The 16,934-nt window shown below is 60.3% G+C and carries 12 protein-coding genes and 4 pseudogenes; 4 read left to right on the top strand and 12 right to left on the bottom strand.

From position 1 onward, the window contains the following. Positions 1 to 71: 71 nt before the first annotated feature. On the top strand, positions 72 to 1,250 hold the full coding sequence (locus RHM58_RS24865) for an MFS transporter (protein ID WP_201203732.1): 1,179 nt from the start codon (positions 72 to 74) through the stop codon (positions 1,248 to 1,250). Positions 1,251 to 1,423: 173 nt separating this feature from the next. Then, the gene (locus RHM58_RS24860; RefSeq protein ID WP_322268435.1) at positions 1,424 to 2,119 is read left to right on the top strand and encodes an HPP family protein; all 696 of its coding nucleotides are present in this window, start codon (positions 1,424 to 1,426) and stop codon (positions 2,117 to 2,119) included. Between the two features lie 133 nt (positions 2,120 to 2,252). Here RHM58_RS24860 and astA read toward each other — a convergent pair. The 7 genes and pseudogenes from astA to RHM58_RS24825 all read right to left on the bottom strand — a co-directional run bounded on the left by astA (position 2,253) and on the right by RHM58_RS24825 (position 8,099). Continuing rightward, positions 2,253 to 3,286, bottom strand: a pseudogene (gene astA / locus RHM58_RS24855) (arginine N-succinyltransferase). Further along, entirely contained in the window at positions 3,283 to 4,221 is a 939-nt protein-coding gene (gene ctlX, locus RHM58_RS24850; protein ID WP_201257232.1) for a citrulline utilization hydrolase CtlX, read from the bottom strand. The pseudogene astA and the gene ctlX overlap by 4 nt, the downstream one beginning before the upstream one ends. Before the next feature lie 286 nt (positions 4,222 to 4,507). Next, on the bottom strand, positions 4,508 to 4,987 hold the full coding sequence (locus RHM58_RS24845) for an Lrp/AsnC family transcriptional regulator (protein WP_007974731.1): 480 nt from the start codon (positions 4,985 to 4,987) through the stop codon (positions 4,508 to 4,510). 9 nt (positions 4,988 to 4,996) lie between these two features. Next, a complete protein-coding gene (locus tag RHM58_RS24840; RefSeq protein WP_201257231.1) occupies positions 4,997 to 5,758 on the bottom strand; it encodes an ABC transporter ATP-binding protein in 762 nt (253 codons plus the stop codon). 52 nt (positions 5,759 to 5,810) lie between these two features. After that, positions 5,811 to 6,521, bottom strand: coding sequence for an ABC transporter permease (locus tag RHM58_RS24835; protein WP_201257230.1), 711 nt, complete (start codon positions 6,519 to 6,521; stop codon positions 5,811 to 5,813). Beyond that, entirely contained in the window at positions 6,518 to 7,243 is a 726-nt protein-coding gene (locus RHM58_RS24830) for an ABC transporter permease (protein ID WP_201257229.1), read from the bottom strand. The genes RHM58_RS24835 and RHM58_RS24830 overlap by 4 nt, the downstream gene beginning before the upstream one ends. Positions 7,244 to 7,319: 76 nt before the next feature. Then, positions 7,320 to 8,099 (bottom strand): transporter substrate-binding domain-containing protein, encoded by a 780-nt coding sequence (locus tag RHM58_RS24825; RefSeq protein WP_322268433.1) that lies wholly within the window; start codon positions 8,097 to 8,099, stop codon positions 7,320 to 7,322. A 447-nt stretch (positions 8,100 to 8,546) separates the two neighbouring features. Here RHM58_RS24825 and RHM58_RS24820 point away from each other — a divergent pair, with 447 nt between their 5' ends. Next, positions 8,547 to 9,653, top strand: coding sequence for an enoyl-CoA hydratase/isomerase family protein (locus RHM58_RS24820; protein WP_322268432.1), 1,107 nt, complete (start codon positions 8,547 to 8,549; stop codon positions 9,651 to 9,653). A gap of 3 nt (positions 9,654 to 9,656) precedes the next feature. After that, positions 9,657 to 10,807 (top strand): annotated as a pseudogene (locus RHM58_RS24815) (acyl-CoA dehydrogenase family protein). Between the two features lie 125 nt (positions 10,808 to 10,932). Here RHM58_RS24815 and RHM58_RS24810 read toward each other — a convergent pair. From RHM58_RS24810 to RHM58_RS24790, 5 genes and pseudogenes are all read right to left on the bottom strand, one after another. Beyond that, positions 10,933 to 11,705, bottom strand: a pseudogene (locus RHM58_RS24810) (enoyl-CoA hydratase). Positions 11,706 to 11,842: 137 nt separating this feature from the next. Further along, positions 11,843 to 12,970, bottom strand: coding sequence for an acyl-CoA dehydrogenase (locus RHM58_RS24805; protein ID WP_322268431.1), 1,128 nt, complete (start codon positions 12,968 to 12,970; stop codon positions 11,843 to 11,845). A 163-nt stretch (positions 12,971 to 13,133) separates the two neighbouring features. Continuing rightward, positions 13,134 to 14,327, bottom strand: a complete 1,194-nt coding sequence (locus tag RHM58_RS24800) for an acetyl-CoA C-acyltransferase (protein ID WP_322268430.1) — start codon at positions 14,325 to 14,327, stop codon at positions 13,134 to 13,136. A gap of 12 nt (positions 14,328 to 14,339) precedes the next feature. Further along, positions 14,340 to 15,101: an SDR family NAD(P)-dependent oxidoreductase gene (locus RHM58_RS24795; protein ID WP_201257225.1), complete on the bottom strand. Its 762-nt coding sequence runs from the start codon at positions 15,099 to 15,101 to the stop codon at positions 14,340 to 14,342. A 16-nt stretch (positions 15,102 to 15,117) separates the two neighbouring features. Next, positions 15,118 to 16,783: pseudogene (locus RHM58_RS24790) on the bottom strand (AMP-binding protein). Positions 16,784 to 16,934 lie beyond the last annotated feature (151 nt).

The raw sequence follows: 16,934 nt of genomic DNA, 5'->3' as shown, positions 1-16,934 counted from the left end.
GCGTTGCTTGAACCTGCTCGCGATTGGCGGCGACACCTCGTTAACATCTGAATAAGGACATTTGCACCACCGTGGCCACTTACTCGCTCGTTATCCGCCGGTTGATGATTTGCTCGCTGACCATCGTCGTCAGCCGCGCCATCACCAGCCCGTTGCTCACACTATTTCTGAGCAACAAACTCGGTCTCAACCAACAGGACGTTGGTCTGCTGCTGGGCATCGCGGTGTTCATCGCCACCCTGCTCGCCCTTTACGGCGGTTACATTATCGACCGTCTGGAAAAGCGTCGGCTGTTGATCCTGGCCATGCTCTCCAGCGCCATCGGCTTCGTGCTGCTGACCTTCGCCCAGAACCTGTACCTGACCACCGCGACCCTGGTGATCACCGAAACCGCCTCCGCATTATTTCTGATCGGCTCAAAAGCGATCCTCAGCGAAAACCTGCCCATGGGCCAACGGGCCAAGGCGTTTTCCCTGCGCTACACCTTGACCAATATCGGCTACGCCACCGGGCCGATGCTCGGTGTGGTGATCGCCGGGGTGTATCCGATTGCACCGTTCCTGATTGCTGGCGGCATCGCGTTCTTCAGTATCTTCTTGATGAGCGGGATTCCGAAAGACCCGGCGCAGACAACTACCCTCGGCCAGCCCCAGAGCTTTCTCAAGACCCTGACCACCCTCAAAAACGACCGCACCTTGATCATGTTCACCTGCGGCTGCCTGTTCAGCACCGTGGTCCATGGCCGTTTCACCTTGTACCTGTCGCAATACCTGCTGGTGACCCATGACTCCAAGCGCGCCCTGGAAACCATGGCCGCCCTGCTCGCCTGCAACGCTATCAGCGTGATCCTGCTGCAATACCAGATCGGCCGCTTCCTCAAACGTGAGCAACTGCGCTACTGGATTGCTGGCGGCACCGGCTTGTTCATTTTGGGTTTGATCGGTTTCAGCCTGGCCGACGGTCTGGTGAGCTGGTGTGTGGCGATGTTCATTTTCACCCTCGGTGAAATGATCATTTACCCGGCGGAATTCCTCTTCGTCGACACCCTGGCCCCGGAAGAACTGCGCGGCAGTTACTACGGCGCGCAAAACCTCGCGGCGTTGGGCGGTGCCTTGAGCCCGGTGATTTGTGGCTACCTGTTAATGCACACCCCGGCGCCGACAATGTTCTACGCCCTCTGCGCATTGACCGCGATGGGCGGAACCCTGTGCTTCATGGCGGGCCGGCGGGTGGCAATACTGCAAAAATAATGCACTGAAGCTGCATTAATATGAATTTGTCAGCATCAGGAATGAACGGCACACTGTGCCCGTTCCTCCCCCAATAGTTGGAACAACTTCAAGGGCTTTCTGGGTTTCCCAGCTAAGCCTTTTTTGGCTCATGTTTTTGGGCCAAGGGTTTTGTCAACGGATCGATTGTCATCATGCTTGCTCGCTGGTTACCCGCCGCCATCAACACCCGCCCCTCGGAATGGAGCCGCGCAGCCATCGGTATGTCCCTGGGCACGCTGTTCAGCGTCTGGCTGTGCAGCCAGGTATTCGGCATTGAAGTGGCGCAGCACTTGGTCGGTCCGTTGGGTGCGTCGGCGGTGTTGTTGTTCGCCGTATCTTCCGGCGCCCTCGCCCAGCCCTGGTCGATTTTGGGTGGTTACTTGAGCGCCGGGGTGATTTCACTGCTGGTCGCTCATGTGCTCGGGCGAACTTTGGGCAGCGCGTGCCTGGCAGCGGGTATGGCGTTGATGTTGATGTGTTGGCTGCGTTGCCTGCATCCCCCGGCCGGAGCGTTGGCGCTGCTGTTGGTGTTGGCCGACCCGGCAACCATCGCCCTGGACTGGAAAGCCCTCGGCCCGGTGATGCTCGGCGCCTCGGCGATGCTGCTCAGCGCGCTGGCGTACAACAACTTGACGCTCATTCGCTATCCCAAACGACCCGCCGAGCCTGAACCGGTCATGCCGTCGGCCGACAGCCAGGCCATCACCGCCGAGGATTTACAACGGGCGTTGGCGGAGATGGAGGCCTTCATCGACGTCACGCCACAAGACCTTGAACAGCTGATCCATGCCAGTGAGCTGCATGCCAAGCGGCGCAGCATTGGTGAAGTGCTCAGCAGCAGAACCTGACACAACACAGAACCCCATGTGGGAGCGGGCTTGCTCGCGAAAGCGGTGTGTCATGTTGCATCATTGTTGACTGACACGGCCCCTTCGCGAGCAAGCCCGCTCCCACATGTACGGTGTCGGGCCAAAAAACCGGTCAGGCTGCCGATTGTTGCTGCACCGGCACCGCCAGACTCACCGCCCGCACCGAACTTCCCACACCCAACCCCAGCGCCTTAGCCGTCTGCGCATCCACAATCAACGTCCCTGCCGCCACCCGCGCCGCAGCCGCAGTAATCCGGCAGTCAGCAAACTGGCGATTGTGAATCAAATAAGTCGCCGCTTGCTCCCCCGGCGTGCCGATGCTCAGTTGCAGCACCTGGCTATCGCGCACCGCCCGAATATCCCCGGTGGCGCATTCAATCAACGGCCCGCCGTCAAAGATGTCGATGTAGTCCCGATGCTCAAACCCTTCGGCCTTGAGCATGCCCAGCGCCGGTTCGGTGTTCGGATGCACCCGACCAATCACCGAGCGCGCCTCTTCCGGCAGCAGACAGGTCGGCAACGGGAACTTGGGCATCAGCTCAGCGATAAAGGTCTTGTTACCCAGCCCGGTCAGGTAGTCGGCGTCGGCAAAATCCATCTTGAAAAAGTGCCGCCCCAAGCCTTCCCAGAACGGTGAAACGCCCTCGTCGTCCGAGTAACCGCGCATCTCGGCGATGACCTTGTCGCCAAACTTCTCACGAAACTCCGCCAGAAACAGAAACCGCGCCTTGGACAGCAAACGGCCATTGAGTCCGCTGCGATGATCGGCGTGCAGGAACAGCGAACACAGTTCCGAATGGCCGGTCATGTCGTTGCCCAGGAACAGCGTCGGCATCTGCTGATTGATCCCGAGTTTTTCGAGGCCGCCACAAACAACCCCAGACGATAGTTGTACCAAGGCTCGCGCAGCCCGACGGCACCGGCCAGGGCGCAGATGCCGATCGCTTCGTGCGCATCGTTTTCCAGCACAAACAGGTAATCGGCATCGGCGCGCTCAGCGTCGCCGGCAAAGGTTTTCGCCGCCCATTCCAGGCGTTGGCGCAAGCGTGCGGCGTCGGCGGGCAACGTGGTCAAACCAGTGCCGGCGCTATGGGCCAGCGCCAGGAGTTCCGGTAAATCGTTAGGTGTGGCGGGACGGACGATCATCGCTGGTGCTCCTTGAGTGCTCGTTGTTTGGGCAGGAAAACCTCGGCCAACATGCAGCGCGCACTGCCGCCACCGATGCGTTCGATGGTGTCGATGTTTACCGGTAGCGGCGTGGTGTGGGTTTCGATCAAACGCTGTTGAGCGCTATCCAGCGACTGCCAGGCGGTGCGCGACATCACCAGCACCGGCTCGCCCGCCGCGTTGTGGACTTCCAGCATGTTGCCGGCGAAGGATTCCAGCTGCGCCCAATCGAGAGCGATGACTTGCTTGCCGCTGTCTTCCAGACGTTTACGCAGGGCCAGGCGTTCGCCGGGATTGGTGACCGACGCCAGGCAGGCGATGGCCAGGCGTGTGCCGACGCTCATCATCACGTTGGTGTGGTAAATCGCGACGCCCTGACGGTCCATCGCGTTGAACGCGCACAGCTCGTAACCCAGATGACTGACTACCTGATCCAACGCTTTGGCGTGGGTGCGGGTGGAGTAACCGGCGTAGCAAATCCGTTGCTGACGATCCAGCACCATGCTGCCGGTGCCTTCGAGGAACACTTCCTGCTGTTCAAGGCTGGACAAGTCGAGGAGCTGTTCCACCCGGTACTCATCCCGCAACCAGTCGAGCACACCTTTGTCCCGCTCCAGCCGCCGGTTGTGGCCCTGCATCGGGTACAGCACCAGCGTGCCGTCGGGGTGGCTGCTCCACCAATTGTTGGGGAAGATCGAATCCGGGGTGTGCGGCGCTTCGGCGTCGTTGTGCACCAACACTTCAACGCCGTGCCCGCGCAGTGCGGCGACATAGCCATCGAATTCTTGCAGGGCCTTGAGCTGGACGTCTTCGGCCACTGCCGCCGGGCGCTGGAAACGGTTGTTCGCCGCCGTGTCCTGATTGAAGGAGAAACGTGTCGGGCGAATCATCAAAACGGTATTGGTGGTTTGCATGGGCACAGATTCAATGAGGGTTGAGAGAGGCTCATTGTCTGTTTCGGAGGCGGGAAAACCCGGTTGATAAGGGGGTTGCGGGTGATGGAAACGGCTGAAGATTTTGGATGGGGCAGCCGATTCGGCGAGGGTCGGGAATCCTGAAAATACGGGTATCCGGAACCCCACCAAACCAATGTGGGAGCGGGCTTGCTCGCGAAAGCGGTGTGTCATCCAACATCAATGTTGACTGACATGACGCCTTCGCGAGCAAGCCCGCTCCCACAGGTTGTGTGTCGTTTGGTGCTTACTCCATCGTGGTCTTGACCATCGCCAATTCCGGATGGCTCACCAACTTGTCGATGTGCAGATCCGGATCATCAAACCAGACCTCGGTCAGCACCCGGTAATGCTCCATGTCCCGGCAGCGCATGCGCAGGCTGTAATCAAACGCGCCGCTGATCAACCGACACTCCAGCACTTGCGGACACGCACGAACCTTGGCTTCAAAAGCCTTTTGCGCTGCCCGCCCGCTCTGGTTCGACAACGCCACCAACACCAGCAGCGACAGCCCCGGTGTCAGCTTCTTTTCGTCGAGAATCGCCCCGTACCCGCGAATAACCCCGAGCTGTTCAAGTTTGCGCACCCGTTCCAGGCAAGGCCTGGGGGTCAGGTGCACGCGCTCGGAAAGCTTTTGATAGGTGATGCGCCCTTCGTGGCGCAGCACTTCGATAATGGCTTGATCGATACGATCAAGCACGATCGACAGATCGCGGATATCCGCCATGTACGTCTCTCACTTCAAACGGCCTGATAAAAATTGCTGTAAACGTTCGCTGCTGGGTTGATCGAGGATAGTCGCATCACCCTGCTCTTCAACCCGTCCCTGGTGCAAGAACAACACTTGGGTGGACACCTGCCGGGCAAAGCCCATTTCGTGGGTCACCATCAACATCGTCCGGCCTTCTTCGGCCAGCGCCTGAATCACCTTGAGCACTTCGCCCACCAGTTCCGGGTCGAGTGCCGAGGTCGGCTCGTCGAACAATAGAATCTCCGGTTCCACCGCCAGCGCGCGGGCAATCGCCACCCGTTGCTGCTGGCCGCCGGAGAGAAACGCCGGGTATTGATCGGCGACTCGTTGCGGCAAGCCAACCTTGTCCAGATAGGCCCGGGCACTTTCTTCGGCGGCTTTGCGGCTGATCCCGAGCACCCGGCACGGCGCCAGGATGATGTTCTCCAGCACGGTCAGGTGGCTCCACAAATTGAAATGCTGGAACACCATGGCCAGACGCGTGCGCAAGCGCTGCAACTGTGCCGGATTGGCGACGCGCATGCCACCGATGCCGGGGCGAGTAACGATGCGTTCGCCGTCGAGTTCGATGGCGCCTTCGTCCGCCCGCTCCAGAAAGTTGATGCAGCGCAGCATGGTGCTTTTGCCCGAACCGCTGGCGCCGATCATGCTCACCACGTCCCCTGCCTTGGCCTTCAACGAGACGCCCTTGAGCACTTCATTGTCACCGAAGCGTTTAAACAGGTTTTCGACCGTCAATTTGTTCATGCAAACCTCTCCTGCCACCGCGCCTGTTACGGCGCAGCTCTGGACAAATAAATTAGTGAGCGGGACCGAGGAAGTTCAGCCAGCGCTTTTCCGCCAGGCGAAACGCCCCGACCAGGCCGAACGACATCGCGAGGTACAGCAACCCGGCGATGCCGAATGCCTGAAAGGTCATGAAGGTCGCGGCATTTGCATCCCGAGCGATTTTGAGGATGTCCGGGATGGTCGCGGTGAACGCCACCGACGTAGCGTGCAACATCAGGATCACTTCGTTGCTGTAATACGGCAGCGCCCGACGCAACGCCGAGGGCAGGATCAGCCGCAGATACAAGCGCCAGCCACTCAAGCCATAGGCGTGGGCGGCCTCGATTTCACCGTAGGGAATGCTGCGGATCGCCCCGGCGAAAATCTCCACGGTGTAGGCGCAGGTGTTGAGGGTGAACGCCAGCAAAGTGCAATTCATCGCGTCGCGGAAAAACGCTTCGAGCAACGGTTGCGAACGCACCACCGCGATGCCGTAGATCCCGCTGTAGCAAATCAGCAACTGGATATACAGCGGCGTGCCGCGAAACACGTAAGTGAACAGTTGAACCGGCCAGCGCAACAGGCCCCAGCGCGAGGTGCGCAGAATCGCCAGCGGCAACGACAGGAAGAACCCCATCACGATGCTCGCCACCAGCAACCACAAGGTCATGGCCAACCCGGTCAGGCTGTAGCCATCGCTGAACAGGAAGGGTTTCCAGTATTCGGCAATCAATTCGATCATCGCGCCATCCCCCGCACGCCTTGGTTATAGCGGCGCTCCAGCACCCGCAGGACATAGTTCGAGGCGCTGGTGATCAGCAAGTACAGCGCCGCCGCCAGCAGCAGGAAATCGAGCATGTTGAAGGTGCTCTTGCCCGCCTCTTGGGCGACTTTGACCAGGTCCGACAAACCGATGATAGACACCAGCGCGGTGGCTTTGAGCAGTACCAGCCAGTTGTTGCCCAGGCTCGGCAAGGCGAACCGCATCATTTGCGGGAACACCACAAAGCGGAAACGCTGCCAGCGGTTCAAACCGAAACACGCCGCAGCCTCCTGCTGGCCACGAGGCACGCTGAGGATTGCGCCGCGAAAGGTCTCGGTAAAATACGCGCCGTAGATAAAACCGAGGGTGACGATCCCGGCCACGAACGGGTCGATTTCCATGTACGGCCAGCCCATCGCTTCGGTCAGGCTGCTCAGCCAGCCTTGCAGGCTGTAGAAAATCAACAGCATCAGTACCAGGTCAGGCACGCCACGGATCAGCGTCGTGTAGAACGTCGCCGGCAGGTTCAACAGCTTGAGCGGCGACAGCTTGGCCGCCGCGCCGAGCAGGCCCAGCGCCATGCTCACCAACAGCGACAGCGCCGATAATTTCAGGGTGACCCAGGTGCCGTGCAGCAACAATGGGCCATAGCCTTGCAGGGCCGAAACATCGAGCCCGATCAGATTCAGGAAGGAATTCACGCCAGTCACCTGTCTTGAGGCGCCCACGTTGAAACGCTGTGCCGGTTACCGCGGCACAGCGCTCGGGGCGCGAGGATCAGTTGTTGTAGAGGTCCAGATCGCCGAAGTGCTTCTGCTGGATCTGTGCGTAGATGCCCTTTTCGTGCAGGGCCTTGATGGCGGCATTGAGCATGCCTTTGAGTTCTTCGTTGTCCTTGCGGATGCCAATGGCGATGTCCGACGGCACCAGCGGATCGCTGATGCCTTCACTGTTCTTGAAGTCAGCGCCTTGAGGTGAATTCAGGAAGCTCATTTGCGCTTGCATCTTGTCCTGGATCGACGCGTCTAGGCGCCCGAACACCAGGTCGGCGTAGACCTGATCCTGATTCTGATAAGCGCGCAGTTTCACGCCGCCAGGCGCCAGTTTGGCTCGGGCGTAGGTTTCCTGGATGGTGCCTTGCATGTAACCAATGGTTTTGCCGTGCAGCGACTCGGCGGTCGGCAGCAAGCCGGAATCCTTGCGGGTGACGATGGCGGTCGGGCCGGCGTACAGACGATCGGTGAAGTCGATCTGTTTCTTGCGCGCTTCGGTGACGGTCATTGACGATTCGATGGCGTCGAACTTGCCGGCCTTCAGTGCCGGGATCAGCCCGTCGAAGTCATTGCTGACCCAGACGCAGGTCAACTTAAGTTCGGCGCAGATTGCATTGCCCAGATCCACGCCAAAGCCTTGCACGCCGCCATCAGCGGTGGTCGATTCAAACGGTGGGTAGCTTGGGTTGACGCCGAAGCGCAGCTCTTTCCATTCTTTGGCGTTGGCGCCGGTGGTGCAGCACAGCAAAGCCAATACCGATAAGGTCAGCCATCCAGTTTTCATCTTCTTGAGTCCCGATTTGTTTGGAGTTATCGCAGCCTGGCGAACCCGGCTACCTTTATGGGCAGGAACAGAGAGTCGATGCGGCTCGCACCGCAACAGCGTTCTTATTGTTTTGCACAGGGTGCCCCGCAGCCGGCACCCGGCCTGAAACCCTCGGCACAGACGGCTTCAAACCCGCAGCCAGAATGCCAACAGACGATTGGCTGCTGGTGTCGTAAGGGCCGGCGCAGACACCCCGCTTGCGCTGTTTGAGCTGTTCACACAGCCGATTCGGTCGCGAAGGTCACCGGCGGGCGTATTGGCGCGCACATTCATCACCGGCATTGCAAAAATGCAGACGGGACCTGCACGTATGCCGGTTGTACATCACAAATTTGCACTGATACGATCCAGCATCGCTCGCGCGCGAGCTTCTCTATAAAGAACAATAAAAGCAGGGAGTTATCGATGACTGCTCAGGTTCCATCTCCGCAGGCTCAAGCCAGGGACGCCACGGCAAACGAAGTGCTGGCCGAGGTTCGCAACCACATCGGTCACCTGACCCTCAATCGCCCCGCCGGCCTCAACGCCCTCACCCTGGACATGGTCCGCCGCCTGCAGAATCAGCTCGACGCCTGGGCCGAGGATTCACAGGTCAACGCGGTGGTGCTGCGCGGCGCCGGGGAGAAAGCCTTCTGCGCCGGCGGCGATATCCGCTCGCTGTACGACAGCTACAAAAACGGCGACAGCCTGCACGAAGACTTCTTCGTCGAGGAATACGCCCTCGACCTCGCTATCCACAACTATTGCAAACCGGTCCTGGCCTTGATGGACGGCTTTGTACTGGGCGGCGGCATGGGCCTGGTGCAAGGCGCGGATATGCGGGTGGTGACCGAGCGCAGTCGCCTGGCGATGCCGGAAGTGGCCATCGGTTACTTCCCGGACGTTGGCGGCAGCTACTTCCTGCCCCGCATTCCTGGCGAACTGGGGATATACCTCGGTGTCAGCGGCGTGCAGATCCGCGCCGCCGATGCGCTGTATTGCGGCTTGGCCGACTGGCACCTGGAAAGCGATAAACTCGGCACCCTGGACGAACAACTCGATCATCTCGAATGGCACGAAACACCGCTCAAGGACCTGCAAGGTGTGCTGGCCAAGCTCGCCGCGCAGCAACTGCCTGACGCGCCATTGATTGCGCTGCGCCCGGCCATCGACCACTTCTTCGCCCTGCCGGACGTGGCGAGTATGGTGGAACAACTACGCGAAGTGACCGTCGCCGACAGTCACGAATGGGCGAAAACCACCGCCGATCTTCTGGAAAGCCGTTCGCCGCTGGCCATGGGCGTGACCCTGGAAATGCTCCGTCGCGGCCGCCACTTGAGCCTTGAACAATGCTTCGCCCTTGAACTGCACCTGGACCGCCAGTGGTTCGAGCGTGGCGACCTGATCGAAGGCGTGCGCGCCTTGTTGATCGACAAAGACAAGAACCCGCGCTGGAACCCGCCGACCCTGCAGGCGCTGCACGCCGAGCACGTCGAGAGTTTCTTCACAGGTTTTGAGCAGAGCGGGAGCTGAGCCATGCACGATATTGAATTGAGCGAAGAGCAAGTGATGATCCGCGATATGGCCCGGGACTTTGCCCGTGGCGAAATCGCGCCCCACGCACAAGCCTGGGAAAAGGCTGGCTGGATCGATGACGGTCTGGTGGCGAAGATGGGGGAGCTGGGTCTACTGGGCATGGTCGTGCCCGAGGAATGGGGCGGCACCTATGTCGATTACGTCGCCTACGCCTTGGCCGTGGAAGAGATTTCGGCTGGCGACGGCGCTACTGGCGCGTTGATGAGCATTCACAACTCGGTGGGTTGCGGGCCGGTGCTGAATTACGGCACTGAAGCACAGAAAAAACCTGGCTGCCGGACCTGGCCAGCGGTCAAGCCATCGGCTGCTTCTGCCTCACCGAACCGCAAGCCGGTTCCGAAGCCCACAACCTGCGCACCCGCGCCGAACTGCGGGATGGCCAGTGGGTGATCAATGGCGCCAAGCAGTTCGTCAGCAATGGCAAGCGGGCGAAACTGGCGATTGTGTTTGCGGTGACTGATCCGGACCTGGGCAAGAAAGGCATCTCGGCGTTCCTCGTGCCGACCGACACCGCTGGTTTTATCGTTGATCGCACCGAACACAAAATGGGCATTCGCGCTTCCGATACCTGCGCAGTAACCCTGAGCAACTGCACCATCCCAGAAGCCAACCTGCTGGGTGATCGCGGCAAAGGCCTGGCCATCGCCCTCTCCAACCTCGAAGGCGGCCGCATCGGCATCGCCGCGCAAGCGTTGGGCATCGCCCGTGCAGCATTTGAAGCGGCGCTGGCCTACTCCCGGGATCGGGTGCAGTTCGGCAAACCGATCAACGAGCACCAGAGCATCGCCAATATGCTGGCGGACATGCACACGCGGTTGAACGCCGCACGCTTGCTGATCCTGCACGCTGCGCGGTTGCGCAGTGCCGGCAAACCGTGTCTGTCGGAGGCCTCACAGGCCAAATTGTTTGCATCGGAAATGGCCGAGAAAGTCTGTTCTTCGGCGATGCAGATTCATGGCGGATATGGATATTTGGAGGATTACCCGGTGGAGCGTTACTACCGGGATGCGCGGATTACGCAGATTTATGAAGGGTCGAGCGAGATACAGCGGATGGTGATTGCCCGGGAGTTGAAAAACTACTTGGTGTGAAGCCCTAAAAACATCGCGAGCAAGCTCGCTCCCACAGGGTTCTCTGGTGTTCACAAATGCTGTGTCCACCAGAGACCAAATGTGGGAGCGAGCTTGCTCGCGATGGCGTCATTGGATACGCCGAACTACTTTCCGACGAACTCCGCCTCACGCTTGGCAATAAACGCCGCCATCCCTTCCTTCTGATCCTGCGTCGCAAATGCCGCATGGAACACCCGACGCTCAAAGCGCACACCTTCTGACAGGCTGACTTCAAACGCCCGGTTCACGCTTTCCTTGACCATCATCGCAATCGGCAGCGACTTCTTGGCAATCAGCGTCGCGACTTTCAGCGCTTCTTCCAGCAACTCATCCGCCGGCACGATCCGCGCGACAATCCCGCAACGCTCCGCTTCCACCGCATCGATCAAGCGGCCGCTGAGGCACATTTCCATGGCCTTGGCTTTGCCCACGGCGCGGGTCAGGCGCTGGGTGCCGCCCATGCCCGGCAGCACGCCGAGGTTGATTTCCGGTTGGCCAAATCTGGCGTTATCGCCGGCCAGGATGAAGTCGCACATCAGCGCCAGTTCACAGCCACCACCGAGGGCGAAGCCGTTGACGGCGGCGATGATCGGCTTGCGGCGGTTAGCCACACGATCGCTGTCGCTGAACAGGTCGTCGAGATAGATCTGCGGGTAGGTCAGCTCGGCCATTTCCTTGATGTCGGCACCAGCGGCGAAGGCTTTTTCGAGCCGGTCAGCACGATGCAGCCGATGTTCGAATCAGCTTCCAGGCCATCGAGGGCGTGGTTCAGCTCGCTGACAATCTGCGCGTTCAACGCGTTCAAGGCTTGCGGACGGTTGAGGGTAATCAGGCCTACACGACCGTGGGTTTCCAGCAAAATCGTTTCGTAACTCATAAATAACTCCTGTTTTGCATAAGGCTCGATCCCCTGTAGGAGCTGCCGAGTGAAACGAGGCTGCGATCTTTTGATCTCGCTTTTTAAAATCAACGTCAAAAGATCGCAGCCTGCGGCAGCTCCTACGGGGGGTCTTCTCAAAGATTGCGCGAAATAACCATGCGCTGAATATCGCTGGTGCCTTCGTAGATCTGGCACACCCGTACGTCGCGGTAGATCCGCTCCAGCGGGAAGTCGTTCAGGTAACCGTAACCGCCGAGGGTTTGCAACGCGGCGGAGCAAACCTTCTCGGCCATTTCCGAGGCAAACAGCTTGGCCATCGAAGCTTCGACCAAGGCCGGTTTGCCGCTGTCACGCAGCGCGGCAGCGTAATGCACCATCTGCCGGGCGACGGCGATTTGGGTCGCCATGTCCGCCAGACGGAACGCGACAGCTTGGTGTTCGATGATCGGCTTGCCGAAACTCTCGCGCTCGCGGGCGTAGTCACGGGCCGCTTCAAACGCGGCGCGGGCCATGCCCACCGATTGCGAAGCGATGCCTACGCGTCCGCCTTCGAGGTTGGCCAGGGCGATTCGGTAACCTTCGCCCTCCTCGCCCAAGCGGTTGGCCACTGGGACCTTCACGTCTTCAAAGAGGATCTGGCAAGTGTCGGAGGCGTGCTGCCCGAGTTTGTCCTCGACCCGCGCGACTTTGTAGCCCGGCGAATCAGTGGGCACGATCAGCGCGGTGATCCCGCGTTTACCGGCGCTCGGGTCAGTTACGGCGAAGACAATCACCACCCCGGCGTTCTGCCCGGAGGTGATGAACTGTTTGCAGCCGTTGAGTACGTAGTGATCGCCTTCCAGCCGGGCGCGGGTTTTCAGGCCGCTGGCGTCGGAACCTGCTTGCGGTTCGGTCAAGGCAAAGGCGCCGAGCATCGAACCGCTGGCCAGTGGTTTGAGGAAGCGTTCTTTCTGATCGTCGGTGCCGTACTTGAGGATCGGCACGCAACCCACCGAGTTGTGCACGCTCATGATCGTCGAGCACGCGCCGTCGCCCGCGGCGATTTCTTCCAGGGCCATGGCGTAGGCCAGGTAACCGGTGTCGCAACCGCCCCACTCTTCCGGCACCAACATGCCGAAGAAGCCCAGCTCGGCCATTTCGCCGATGGCTTCTTTCGGGAAGCGATGCTCGCGGTCCCATTCGGCGGCGAACGGTTTCAGCCGTTCCTGGGCGAATTGCCGGGCCGCTTCGCTGATCTGCAGTTGTTCGTCATTGGGAATCATGGCAAATCCTTAAATATGAGCCTTTCGCACAAAATGCCTGGTTGAAACGCCGGACCTGTGGGGGCGGGCTTGCTCGCGAATGCGGTGTGTCATTCAGCATTTAAGTCGACTGACACGGCCTCTTCGCGAGCAAGCCCGCTCCCACATGGGGATAGCGTCAGTCTCAATACAGGCATTCCACGGCCATGGCCGTCGCTTCACCGCCGCCAATGCAGATCGCTGCAACGCCGCGCTTCTGGCCTTTCTGGCGCAGGGCCGAGAGCAAGGTCACGAGAATTCTCGCGCCGGACGCACCAATCGGGTGGCCCAAGGCGCAAGCGCCGCCGTGAACGTTGACCTTCTCATGGGGGATTTCCAGTTTGGACATGGTCACCAGACTGACCACGGCGAACGCTTCGTTCACCTCAAACAACTCGACTTCGTCCAGGGACCAGCCAGTTTTCTTCATCAGTTTCTTGATCGCCCCCACCGGCGCCACCGGGAACAGGCCCGGTGTATCGGCAAACGCCGCGTGGCCGTGAATCACCGCCAATGGCTTGAGGCCGCGTTTCTGCGCTTCGGATCGACGCATCAACACCAGTGCCGCCGCGCCGTCGGAGATCGAGCTGGAGTTGGCCGCTGTCACCGTACCGCCCTCGCGGAACGCCGGTTTCAGCGAGGCGATCTTGTCGAGTTTGGCTTTCGGTGGCTGTTCGTCGTGGCTGATCAGCACTTGTTCTTTGCCGACGGTGACGGTCAGCGGCACGATTTCAGCCTTGAAGCTGCCGTCCTTGATCGCTTGTTGGGCGCGAGTCGTCGAAGCGATGGCAAACGTATCCTGGGCTTCACGGGTGAAACCGTTGGCCTCGGCGCAATCTTCGGCGAAGGTCCCCATCAGGCGGCCCTTGTCGTAGGCATCCTCCAGACCATCAAGGAACATCGAATCCAGCACCCGGCCATGACCCATGCGATAACCGCTACGGGCGCGGTCCAGCAGGTATGGCGCGTTGGACATACTTTCCATGCCGCCGGAGATCACCACGTCGGCACTGCCGGCGACGAGCATGTCATGGGCGAGGATGGTGGTCTCCATGCCGGAACCGCACATTTTGTTTACGGTGGTGCAACGGGTCGATTTATCCAGCCCGGCGCCCAGTGCTGCCTGACGCGCAGGCGCCTGGCCGAGGCCGGCGGGCAACACGCAACCGAACAGGACTTCGTCGACGGCATCTGAGGCGACACCGGCGCGTTCAACCGCAGCCTTGATCGCGGCGGCGCCGAGCTGCGGCGCGGTCAGGCTTTTCAGTTCGCCCTGAAAGCCGCCCATCGGGGTGCGGACGGCGCTGACAATAACAATCGGATCGTTGGAAAGGCTCATGAAAAATCCTCCTTACTTGGCGGCCATACGCAAGGCACCGTCGAGACGGATCACCTCGCCGTTGAGCATGCTGTTTTCAATGATATGCCTGACCAGCGCGGCATACTCGCCCGGCTTGCCCAGACGCGGCGGGAACGGTACCCCAGCGGCCAGGGACGCGCGGACTTCCGGGGTCATGCCGGCCATCATCGGGGTTTCGAAGATGCCCGGCGCGATGGTCATCACACGGATGCCGAAGCGCGCCAGTTCACGGGCGGCGGGTAAGGTCAGACTGACAATCGCGCCTTTGGACGCGGCATACGCCGCCTGGCCGATCTGGCCGTCGTAAGCTGCTGCCGAAGCAGTGTTGATGATCACGCCGCGTTCGCCATCAGCGTCCGCTTCGGTTTCGGCGATGGCTGCTGCGGCCAGGCGCAGCATGTTGAAGCTGCCGATCAAATTGACGTTGATCACCTGGCTGAAACTGACCAAGGCGTGCGGGCCGGTTTTGCCGAGAATCTTCTCGCCACGGACGATGCCGGCGCAGTTCACTAGACCGTGCAGGCCACCGAAGGCTTTCACCGTCGCGGCGACGGCGGCTTCGGCAGCGGCTTCGTTGCTGATGTCGGCCACGACGCTGTGTGCGCCGAGACGCTCAGCCTGGGCCGCAACGGCTTCGGCGTTCATGTCCACCAGCATCACCTTAGCGCCGGCAGCCACCAGCATTTCAGCGGTGGCGGCACCGAGGCCAGATGCGCCGCCGGTGACGAGAAAAACCTTGTTTTCGATCTGCATCATTGTTTCCTTCGATTCAAGCAGAAGCTTTGTGAGCCGCGGCCTCTTGAGCCTTGGCGATTTCCTGGTTGCGCAAGATAAAGCGCTGCAATTTTCCGCTTGGGGTTTTCGGCAACTCGCTGACAAATTCAATTTCACGGGGGTACGAGTGCGCGGCCAGGCGCTTGCGCACGTGTTGGCGCAGTTCTTCGGCCAGTTCCGGCGTGGCGCGGTATTGCTCGCCAATCACCACGAAGGCTTTGACCAGTTCGGTGCGTTCCGGATCGGGTTTGCCGACCACTGCGGCTTCGATCACGGCCGGGTGTTCGATCAACGCGCTTTCGACGTCGAACGGGCCGACGCGGTAGCCGGAGGTGGTGATCACGTCGTCGCTACGGCCGACGAAGCTGATGCTGCCGTCCGGGTTCCACTCGACGGTGTCGCCGCTCAGGTAATAGTTGCCGACGAAGGCCTTGGTCGGGGCGCCTTCGTAGCCGTTGAACCAGCACATCGGCGACTGGGTACGGTCGATGGCCAGAATGCCCGGCTGGCCGACGCTCAGTTCGTTGTAGTCGTCATCAAGCACCACAATCCGATGGCCAGGCGAAGCAAAACCGGCGGCGCCCATGTGGATCGGGTGCTCCAGGCCGTGGTGGTTGCACAGGACCATGCCGAGCTCGGTCTGGCCGTAGTGGTCGTGGATAACCACATCGAGGTTGTCGGCGAACCAGCGGATCACTTCCGGGTTCAGCGGCTCGCCGGCGCTGCTGACGATGCGCAACTTGCCTTTGATCGAACGAGCGAATTCGTTGCCACCGGCAATCAGCAGACGGTAAGCGGTCGGCGAGCCGGTCAGGTTGGTGATGTTGTATTTGTTGATCACCCGGCAGGTGCTTTCGAGGGTGAACGGGCCATCGTAGAAGGTGATCGGGTGCCCCATCGACATCGGCCCGGTCACGCCGAAGTAAATGCCATAAGCCCAGCCCGGATCGGCAACGTTCCAGAACGCGTCTTCCGGGCGCAAGTCCACGGCGTCGCGGGTGTAACTCTGGAAAGCGACGATGGCTTTAAGCGGTACCGACAGCGCTTTCGACGGGCGCGGTGGTGCCCGAGGTGAACATCAGCAGGAATGGGTCTTCGCCGGTCATCAGTACCGGTTCGCACTCGGGGGAATAATTGGCTTGTTCGGCCCAGAAACTGTAATCGCCACGGACAATCCCCTGCCCTTTAGCGCCGCCAACGGTAACGATGGTTGGGCAATCGGCGACTTCAGCGAGTTTCGGCCGATTGACCGCGTCAGTCACGACCACTTTGGCACCGGAGCTGTTCAAGCGATGTTCGATGGCTTTCGGGCCGAACGCGGTAAACAGCGGCTGATAGACCGCGCCGATGCGCCAGGTGGCGAATACAGTGATCAGCAATTCAATGTTGCGTGGCAGCAGGCCGGCGACCTTGTCACCCTTCTGCACGCCCTGTGTGAGAAGGAAATTGGCGAAACGCGCAGCCTTGTCCTGCAAATCGCTGAAGGTGTACGTCGCGCTTGCGCCGTCACGACCCTCCCAGAACAGCGCGATGCGACCTGGCAACGCGTGACGGTCGCAACACTCGACGCAGGCGTTAAGCGCAGTCAAATCGCCGGCAAGTGCGGCCTCCACAGTGTGCTGGTAATCGAACGGTGATGTAGCAGACAAGTAATCGCGCATTGCCAGAATCCCTCTGTATTTTTATTAGGTTGGGGGAACCGTAATTAACACAGGAATACTCGCGCTGCGCGGGGTGTGGGGCAATGGTCAAAGCTATCAAGTTGCGTGACTGGTTTGGCCAAAATTTGAGAGGTGTGTTGTCTGGTCAGGC

This window comes from Pseudomonas sp. 10S4, assembly GCF_034344865.1.
In the GTDB taxonomy this organism is placed as follows: Bacteria; Pseudomonadota; Gammaproteobacteria; order Pseudomonadales; family Pseudomonadaceae; genus Aquipseudomonas.
Note: the sequence above shows the minus strand (reverse complement) of the source record. Positions and strands in the feature narration are given on the sequence as shown.